Genomic DNA, 9430 nt, shown 5'->3' with positions numbered 1-9430 from the left:
AGGCTCGGTGTGCCCGTCATCCGACATTGATTTGGGGGGCCGCCGCGATGGGCCATCCATGGCCCAGCGCGGCTAACCCGGCGTCCTGCCGGGTTACCCCCCAAATCAATATCGGATGACGGCCAGCGTGGTTTAACGGGGCGCCTAAGATCAAAATCACAAGCAAAGCGAGGCGGCCTGACAGCCGACCTGATCGTCGAGGCGTGCGCGTACCTCTGTGGGAGCTGGCTTGCCTGCGATGACGGTGTATCAGTCGATAAATGTATTGGCTGATGAACCGCCATCGCAGGCAAGCCAGCTCCCACAGGGGGGAATGCAGCTTCGCGCTCTGGCTTTGGCATTGCTGTTGCTGTTGCTGTTGCTGTTGCTCTGCTTTTGATCTGGCTTTTGATCTTGATCTCAGGCGCCCCGTTAAACCACGCTGGCCGCAGGCAGGCATTGCGCAGTGGGCACCCCGGCATGGATGCCGGGGTAGCCGCGACACGGCCATGGATGGCCGATCGCGGCGGGCCCACGGAGCAATGCCTGACTGCGGGCATGCCGAGCCTAGGCGAGGCACCGAGTGGTGGGGCAAGAGCCCTTTTGGTTACTTTTGGGGCTCTTTTCCAAAAGTGACCCGCCGTAAGGGCGGAACCCTAAGTGGCCGTGACCGCAGCAACGGATATGTACACAACCCCCAACAACCATGAAAGAGTTGTGTAGATACCTATGCCACAAACCGCGCGTCTACAGATCCGGAGGCAAATGCTGCACACCCTGCAGCGGCAGCTCATAAGACTTCTTCACCGTACGCACCACCAGCGTCGACGAATAAGTGCGAATCGGAATATCACGGTAAGTGTCGAGAAACCGATAGATATATTCGGTGTACTCCGTGGCATCGCGAAACTTGGCCACCATCACAAAATCGAACTCCCCGGTCATCAGGTAGCAGTCCTGAATCTCCGGGCGGGTGGCCAGGATGTGTTGCATCTTGCGATCAATGTCGTTGCTGTCCTTGTCGAGCTTGATCAAAAAGAACGCCGTGACCTGGATCCCCAGCTTTTTTTCATCCAGCACCGCGACTTTCGCCTTGATGATCCCCACGCTCTCCAGGCGCCGGATGCGCCGGTAACAACTGGTCGAGGACAGCCCCACGCTGTCGCTGAGCAGGTCCAGGCTCTGGGTACAATCCTTCTGCAATTTGCCGAGAATTTTCAAATCCATGGCGTCTGTCATTATTTCCACTTCTTCCTTGAGAAAACTGCAATGAATCCGCCGTAACGGGCGGCCAATTTGCACAAATCACTGCACAGTGGCCCGTTACTATCAATTCCAGCTTAGCAGCCCCGAAAGATCCAGCATGGGGCGGCGGGAGAGGGATCTTATGATAGTTGCGAAACCGACATGGACCGCTGATATCCAAGGGCTTTTCACCGCGCCTTACTGGATACCGCCCGCCGAGCGCGGCCAGGTCGCAGGCTCGTGGGTGCGTTGCATGAATGCCTACGACGTGTTCCTGGAAGACCCCGATTCGGTCAAGACCTGGTCCGAAACCATCTACCAGCACCTGGCCTCACGCAACATGCCGCTGACCCTGGATGACCGGCAGTTCTGGCCGATCGACGCCCTGGAAACCTTCCGGTTGTGGGTCAACCAGGGCTGGCGCCTGAACAGTTTTTCGCCGTTCGATATCGCCGAGCGCATCCCACCGCCAGACCTGCCGCACCCGGTCAGGCGCGTGCGCCAGGACATCCGCGCGCTGAGTCAGGAACAACTGGACCTGTACCGCGCGCGGCTCGATGACGTGATGCAGATCGGCAACCCGGACAGTGGCTCGCCGTGGCAGCGCTATGCCTATATCCACAGCAACTGGTGCCTGCATTATCAGGAGGCCTTTGCCCTGTGGCATCGCGCTTACCTGCTGTACCTGGAGGCCTTGATTGACTACCCGATCCCGTACTGGGACTGGATGGCCGAAGACGCCAGTGTCGACGGCAGCCCCCAGGCCGGTTTGCCCCAGGCGTTTCTCGATGAAACCTATGTGCACCCCCGCAGCGGCGAAGTGCGGCCCAACCCATTGCGCTATGCGGCGGCCAAGGATGGGCGCTCGAAGGTGTGTGCCTCTGGCAATGTCGAGGGCGTGGATTGCCGCTTTGTGCAACGCAACCCGCTGTTCTACACCCAGGGCGACTCACAACGCGTCAAACGCACCCAGTTGTATGGCATGAGCCGGATTTTCCAGCAGCAGGTGGTGGATGCCTTGACGTTCAAGACCTTCAGCCAGCCCCAGGGCGTGCCGGGGTATCCCTGGGCCAATATCACCGAGTTCGATCCGCCGCAAAAAGACGAGTTGTACCCCAATCGCACACTGAATTTCGATGGCCTGTACGAGCAGCCCCACGACAACTATCACGGCTGGATCGGCGGCGATATGGCCGATAACGCCTACACCGCGTTTGACCCACTGTTCTGCTCTTACCACGCCAATATCGACCGCGTGCTGGAGATCTGGATCCGCGCCAACCCGGCGGCGCAGTACACCACCCAGTGCCTGCTCCAGCCGTTTGCCGGCAACCAGGCCGAGACGGTCACGTTCACCAGTGCCGATGCCTGGCGCTACACCACCCTGGGCGATATGGCCCAGGACAGCCGGCACATCGGCTACGACTACGGCACCCCGGTGGCGCCGCCGTTCGGTGCACGACGCGCCAGCGCAAAAGCGTGCTGCCCGCACAGTGCCGCGCCTGCCCAGGAGCAGGCCCAGGCCAGCGGCCCGTGGGTAGTGTTCGACCATGTGCGCTGCACCCACGACACCTACCTGATCGACGTTTTCCTCAACCAGGCCGACGCCACGCCCCAGCAGGTCAGCGCTGAGAACCCGCACTACGTCGGGCGCTTCAGCAGGATCGGCATGGGCCTGGTGGATGACAAGGGGCGCTGCATCCCCCATGGCGTGTGCCGCGCGCTGAATGCCGCGCGCAGTGTCACGGCATTGCACCTTGGCCCCACGGACGAGCTGCAGTTGAGCCTGCTGGTCACCCATCTCGATAGTGGCCGGGTATTGGCGCCGCAAGAGTATGCGCCGCTGCCTGGCTTTATCGCCCAACTGGTGTGGGACGACCCGCGCCAGACCGTTGCCGACCCTCCCCCGAGTGCCGGTTGCTGCTCCGTTTCTACCCCCCATGGAGATCTGACATGAGCACGCCCTTCAAGCAATTCACCTCCCCCGCCGGGCAAGCGCCAAAGGACTACAACAAGCTGGGCCTGGAAGACCAGTTGCCGCAATTTGAAACCGACTGGAACAACGACGTCACCGGCTGGACCGAAGCGGCGATCATCGGCAACCCATGGTCGGGCCTGTACGACGCGCCACGCTCGGGCTATTACAACCCGCTGGTCGAGGGCTATGGCGACACCACCCCGCCGGCGATTACCTGGCAACCCTTTCCCAACCGGCTGTGGACGTTTTTTTATAGCAACGGCACGGCGGTGATTCCGCAACTGGGCGGCAAGGCCATGACCCTGCAACAGGTCATGGAGCTGACCGACAATGGCCAGATCACCATCAACGACACCCTGTACACCCTGTACGACCCGGACAAGAAAGGCACCCTGCTGCAACTGCCGGTGACCCGTTGCCCGAGTATCGACTGGAACGGCAAGTACAAGGACTTCTCACCCTCGGGCCCACGGGGCTGGCTGGACGAGTATTGCGAGTGGTCGATTGTCCGCGATGCCAATGGCGACATGCGCAAAATCACCTTCACCAGCGAAAACCCGGCGTACTTCCTGGCCATGTGGCGCATCGACCCGAATGCCGTGCTGGGGCTGTATCGCGACTACATCGACCCGAACGTCCAACTCGAAGACCTCTACCTGCGCTATGCCACCGACTGCCCGACCGGCAATGCCGGGGATCCGGTGATTGACCCGACCACGGGCCTGCCCGCCTACGACACTGTCAACAAATGGAACGCCGGCACCGCCTGTACGCCCGGCCAGTTCGGTGGCGCGATGCACCTGACGTCCGGCCCCAACACCCTCAGCGCCGAGGTGTACCTGGCGGCGGCGGCCACGATCATGCGGCCCCTGAAAAGCAGCCAGAACCCTCAGTCGCTGATCTGCTGCGCGCAATATGGGCAGAACTATCGCAACTCCGACCCGCATATCGGTTTTGCGGCCAATGAGGCGGCCATCAGCAACCGTATCTCCCTGACCAATCCCATCGCCCTGTACCTGCAGCAACCGACCAACTTCAGCGCGTGGAAAGGCCCGCAGGGCCAGGATGTGAGTCAGTACTGGCGCATTACCCGCGGCACCGCCAAATCGGCGATCAACGGCTCCGACCAGATCCTCCAGGCGGTGTTCGAGGTGCCGCAAAGCGCGGGGTTCTCGATCAATGACATCACCATCAACGGCCAGGCTGTGGACTATGTGTGGGTGATTGCCCAGCAACTGCTGGTGGGCCTGAGTGTGACCGTCATGCCGAGCACCACGGCGGCGCCGTCTCCTTGCGTACAAGACCGGGTCAATGGCCTGCAACCCTGGCCGGTGCAGTTATTGCCGCTGGACCTGTTCTACGGCCAGTCGCCTACCGACCTGCCGGCCTGGCTGGCCCCTGGCAGCAGCGGGCAGTTTGTCCTGGTGGTGCAAGGCGCCGATCTGCAGACCACCGCCGCCACGGCGAGGATCCAGTTCAGCAATCCCGGGGTGACGGCACAGGTCACGAAGTTCATGCCCGATGCCTCGGCCATTCCCGGCCAGACCAACGCGGGCGGCACCCAGGGTTACATCATGACCATCAGCGTCGCGGCGAACGCGGCGCCGGGGCTGGTGACGGTACGCGCGCTCAACCCGGGCGAGGCGGATAACGTCAGCGCGGCGGACCACCCGTGGGAATCCGGGCTGGCGCTGGTGCCATCCACCTAAGCCCCCCTGTGGCGAGGGGGCAAGCCCTCTCGCCACAACAAGCCCCCTCATTTCTGCAAGGAGCGCGATGATGTCCAGGTTTCGCTTGAGTCGTCTGCTGCTGGTCAGCACCCTGCTGTCACTGTTTATCCTGCCCTTGGCCCACGCGTCCGATGCCGATAACTGCGTCCAGCAGCAACTGGTGTTCAACCCCAAGAGCGGCGGGTTTATGCCGGTCAACAACTTCAACACCACCGGCCAGAGCTTTATGAATTGCTTTGGCTGGCAATTGTTCATCGCCCTGAACTGGCCGGTGGACCCCGGCTGGCCGGCCAATGCCAGCCTGGCGGGCGAGCCGGACAGAACCATCACCGTCGCGCAATTCGGCGTGCCCACCACCGCCGGGCAGCCCATGAGCGTGGCGCCGGTATGGGCCAGCTACAAAGACGCCAATGAGATTTTCCTGCCCGGCGCACCCAAGCCCAGCGGTTGGGGGGTGCAAACCCTGGTGCCGCCCAATTGCAGCAGCCAGGACAGCCTCCAGGCCCTGTCGGTAGGGGCGCGTAAATTCATGAATGCCACCTCGGAAAGCGCGACCAACGCCAGACATCGCTTCCACTTGTCCAGCGGCACCCTGGCGTCGATTCCCGACCCGATCATGGAAGCCGCCGGTGGCTGGCTCACGGACCAGACCGGCAACCTGGTGTATTTCGAACGCAAGGTCGGCAAGGCCGAGTTCGACTACATCGTCGACAACGGTCTGTACGATGCCGCCAATCAACTGATCGTCGCGCAAAACAGCGATGGCAAACACCCGGCCGGCCTGTCGCTGCCCGCCGGTGAGCTGATGCGCTCAATGCCCACCACCCCGCTGCCCCAGGAGCAACTGGGCGCCCTGGAACTCAAGGCCGCCTGGCGCATCCTCACCGGCCAGCCCCAGCTCTACGGGCGCTACCTGACCACTGTGGCCTGGCTCAAGAACCCCGCCACCCTGCAATGCACCCAACAGGTGGTGGGCCTGGTGGGCCTGCATATCATCAACAAGACCCAGAGCTCACCGAACTTTATCTGGACCACCTTCGAGCACGTGGACAACGTACCGGAACCGGGCCAGGTGCCCGCGCAACAGCTGCCCCCGGACGGCTACACCTTCAACAACCCCAACTGCACCGGCGGCCCCGATGTGTGTACGCCGAACGTGGCGCGCATCCAGTGCAAACAGCACCACCCGGATCGCGAATGCACCGAACCCTATCCACGGGACCAACCGGTGCAGACCACCCGCGAACACCCACTGTCGTCGGACATGCAGGCGCTCAACGGCGCGGTGCAGGCCAGCTTCGCCCAACAGACCAACGGCCAGTCGGTGTTCCAGTACTACAAGCTGATCAATGTACTGTGGATCACCGCCCCGACGCCGCCCGACCCCGAGCCGGGCCCGAATGCGAAGGTTCCCCTGTCCTACGGTGCTTTTATCAGCGACAGCAACGTACCCGTGGCCAATACCACCCTGGAGACCTACGTCCAGGGCATGAACTGCAATGACTGCCATCAGCAAGCGACCATTGCCGGCAGCGCCACCCTGGCCTCGGACTTCTCGTTCCTGTTCAACAACGCCGATTCGGCCAGGCAAACGAGCCTGATCAAACGCGTACATGCCTTCGAAACCCTCAAGGACGGCCAACCATGAAACGCTCCCTCGCCACCCTGCTGCTCGCCCTGTCAATGGCCCTCGCCCCCCAGGCCTTTGCCCATTCGGCCCATGAACTGCACGCCCTGAACAACGGCGCCGATGCCGATGCACCGGGCAACCACGGCATGTTCATGGTCGGCTCGCAGACCCTGTTCCTGGTGCACATGCCGATGTTCACCACGGAAAAGCACATGTACCAGATCGTCCTGCAGGCCAGCCTGCCGGCTGACGTAATGGCCAAGTACCAGGCCCTGCGCGCGGCCAACCCGAGCAAGCCGTATAACCTGATCAACGTCGATAACGACACCTTCACCCTGCCCCAACTCAAGGCCGGCGAAGTGACCGCGTTCAAGGCGACGATCTATGACGGCTACTCCAATGATGGCGGCGGCACCCCGGGGCCGGTGCTGTTTGACAACGTGCCGGTGACGGTCGAGGCGGTGGTGATCTACCGGCCGTTCAACCTGGGGATCGAGCGGCCCAAGCAGATGGTGTACACCCTGTTTGGCCGGGGTAATGAGGCGCACCTGACGCACTACATCGCCCAGGATCCGGACTTCCAGGAAATCATCACCCTGCCTGGGCCACCGGCGCCGTTTTCGGCGGCGCAATTGGTGTCTACGGTGGATTTGAATTTCACCACGGTGCAGTCGTTGCCGATTGTGTGTCAGTCGCCGCTCAAGCCTGGGGTTTATCCGACCTTGCTGGAGGGGCGTGCGGATGCGCCGGTGGCGCTGGACCTGGGGCCGGCGGCGCAGCGTGTGTGGTATTCGACGGGGAATTTGTTGAACAAGACCGATCCTTGCCAACCTTGAGTGGGTATAAGGCAGCTTCGACATTTGATGTGTGATGTGGCCGGGGTTTTTCTGCTTCGCCCGGGTCGCGGTGGGAGCGGGCTTGACCGCGATGGCGGTGGGTCAGCGGCATAGGTATCTGCACAACCTTCTGGGTTTGTGTACATATCCGTTGCTGCGGTTATGGCGGCTATTGGTTCCGCTCTTACAGCGGGTCACTTTTGGAAAAGAGCGGTACGTGTCAAGGTACCTGTCGCCTTAGTACTGCTGCGGCTAACCCATTGCGCCCTTAACTTCAGGGCGTTCTGGGTTCAAATACACCGCATCTGCCAACTTCCAGTTGCGTGTCCTGGTACTCCAGCGGCTCGGATTAGCTTCTCTGGCATCTTCATATAGCGCCACTCGGGCTTGTAATAGAGCTGTCGCCTTGCCTTCGTGGCGCTCGTTCGGCGTCACGTATTTCAAGGCGCTGTGACGATGATCTTCGTTGTACCACTCGATAAATTTTTGTACCCAAAGTCTTGCTTCTGTGAGGGTATCAAACGGCTGGTCCGGCCAGAGTGGGCAGTACTTTGCGGTACGAAAAAGTGCTTCGGCGTATGCATTGTCGTTGCTCACGCGCGGTCGGCTAAATGACGGCTCTACGCCTAGCGAAACCATGCTTTCACGCAGCAAAGAGCCTCTCATAACGTGACCATTATCCGAGTGCAGCACCAATGGACGACCGGCCGTGTGTTCGCGTAAGCAGCCCTTTTCGAGCAGTTCGCACGCATGCTCAGCGCACTCCACCTCATGCACCTCATTGGCGACCAATTTACGGCTGTAGATGTCCTTGACCATGTACCAGTAGAAAAAACGGCCCTTGACGGTGCTGGGTAACCAGGTGATATCCCAGCACCACACTTGATTGGGGCCGTCAGCACAATGCGTTGTCAGCGCCCTGCGTTTCGGAGCTTTGGCACGACCACGGCGCACGTTTTGATTAGCCGCTTTTAACACGCGATAAAACGTCGACTCCGAAGCCAGATAGATACCCTCATCCGCCAGCTTAGGAACGATTTGGTGCGGTGTGAGGCTGGCGTAGCCAGCCTGACTGGCCGCATCAAGCACCGCTTGGCGCTCCGCTTCGCTGAGTTTGTTTGACGGCGCTGCCCGCTGAGCCAGCAGGCGCTTGTCGCAGGCGGCGTATCGCCAACGTTGAACCGTGCGCAGGCTCAGTCCCAGCTCGTTGCACGCCCGATATCGACGAGCCCCACCGAGCACCGCCTCGGCAATCAACTGCATGGCTTGCGTACGATCAGAGGCGCTGATCAGTCTTCCTTGTCCTTGCCCCAGATCGCATTGGCTTTTTTTCTGAGTTCCAGCAAAGCCTCCGCCTCAGCACGTCCAGCATCGGATTGGATCAACTGACGTTCCAGCTCTTTGATTCGTCGTTGTTCGGCAGTTTTCTCTGCGCTGGGCTTCAGGTCAGCCAGGGTATTGGCGTTTTGACAGGCTTCGCGCCACTGCTGGATTTGCTCCGGATAAACGCCCTTGATTCGGCAGTATTGGGAGATTTCCACCTCGCTCAACGGAGCGGTTTCCATGACAGCATTGAATTTATCGGCGCTGGACCATTGATCACTGGTTTTGCCGTTTCCCGGCACGATCAAACCTTTATCTCTAGCCATTTGTCTCCAGTTACGCAGTGACTGTGGCGTGAGGTTGAGCGCAACGGCAAGGTCTGCCACTGAGCGATTGAGGGGCGGCATCATTTGCAGAACGGCCCAGTCTTTGAATTCGTCGTCATAACGCTTGGACATTGCTACACACCTTCGCCCTCTTGAATAATTGAGTCAATCAACAAGCGCGACAGGTAGCCTGACACGGAGGGAGAGCCCCAAAAGTAACCAAAAGGGCTCTTGCCCCACCACTCGGTGCCTCGCCTAGGCTCGGCATGCCCGCAGTCAGGCATTGCTCCGTGGGCCCGCCGCGATCGGCCATCCATGGCCGTGTCGCGGCTACCCCGGCATCCATGCCGGGGTGCCCACTGCGCAATACCTGCCTGCGGCCA

General features: G+C 61.0%; 5 protein-coding genes and 1 pseudogene. 4 read left to right on the top strand and 2 right to left on the bottom strand.

Going from position 1 to position 9430, the window contains the following annotated elements:
• Positions 1 to 726 precede the first annotated feature (726 nt).
• On the bottom strand, positions 727 to 1206 hold the full coding sequence (locus HBR94_RS28175) for an Lrp/AsnC family transcriptional regulator (protein ID WP_057438712.1): 480 nt from the start codon (positions 1204 to 1206) through the stop codon (positions 727 to 729).
• A 160-nt stretch (positions 1207 to 1366) separates the two neighbouring features.
• On the opposite strand from HBR94_RS28175, the gene HBR94_RS28170 reads away from it, so the two are divergent.
• The 4 genes from HBR94_RS28170 to HBR94_RS28155 all read left to right on the top strand — a co-directional run bounded on the left by HBR94_RS28170 (position 1367) and on the right by HBR94_RS28155 (position 7398).
• Positions 1367 to 3181: a tyrosinase family protein gene (locus HBR94_RS28170; protein ID WP_057959147.1), complete on the top strand. Its 1815-nt coding sequence runs from the start codon at positions 1367 to 1369 to the stop codon at positions 3179 to 3181.
• Positions 3178 to 4911, top strand: a complete 1734-nt coding sequence (locus tag HBR94_RS28165; RefSeq protein WP_170045900.1) for a hypothetical protein — start codon at positions 3178 to 3180, stop codon at positions 4909 to 4911. The genes HBR94_RS28170 and HBR94_RS28165 overlap by 4 nt, the downstream gene beginning before the upstream one ends.
• Positions 4912 to 4981: 70 nt before the next feature.
• Complete coding sequence (locus HBR94_RS28160) at positions 4982 to 6580, top strand: hypothetical protein (RefSeq protein WP_057438714.1); 1599 nt, start codon at positions 4982 to 4984, stop codon at positions 6578 to 6580.
• Entirely contained in the window at positions 6577 to 7398 is an 822-nt protein-coding gene (locus tag HBR94_RS28155) for a hypothetical protein (protein WP_169961196.1), read from the top strand. The genes HBR94_RS28160 and HBR94_RS28155 overlap by 4 nt, the downstream gene beginning before the upstream one ends.
• A 252-nt stretch (positions 7399 to 7650) precedes the next feature.
• Here HBR94_RS28155 and HBR94_RS28150 read toward each other — a convergent pair.
• Positions 7651 to 9179, bottom strand: a pseudogene (locus tag HBR94_RS28150) (IS3 family transposase).
• Between the last annotated feature and the right edge of the window lie 251 nt (positions 9180 to 9430).

Origin of the sequence: Pseudomonas sp. WS 5412 (assembly GCF_012985615.1) — a bacterium.
Classification (GTDB): Bacteria; Pseudomonadota; Gammaproteobacteria; order Pseudomonadales; family Pseudomonadaceae; genus Aquipseudomonas; species Aquipseudomonas shahriarae.
The sequence above is the reverse complement of the archived record's forward strand: the minus strand, read 5'-3'. Positions and strand labels throughout refer to the sequence as shown.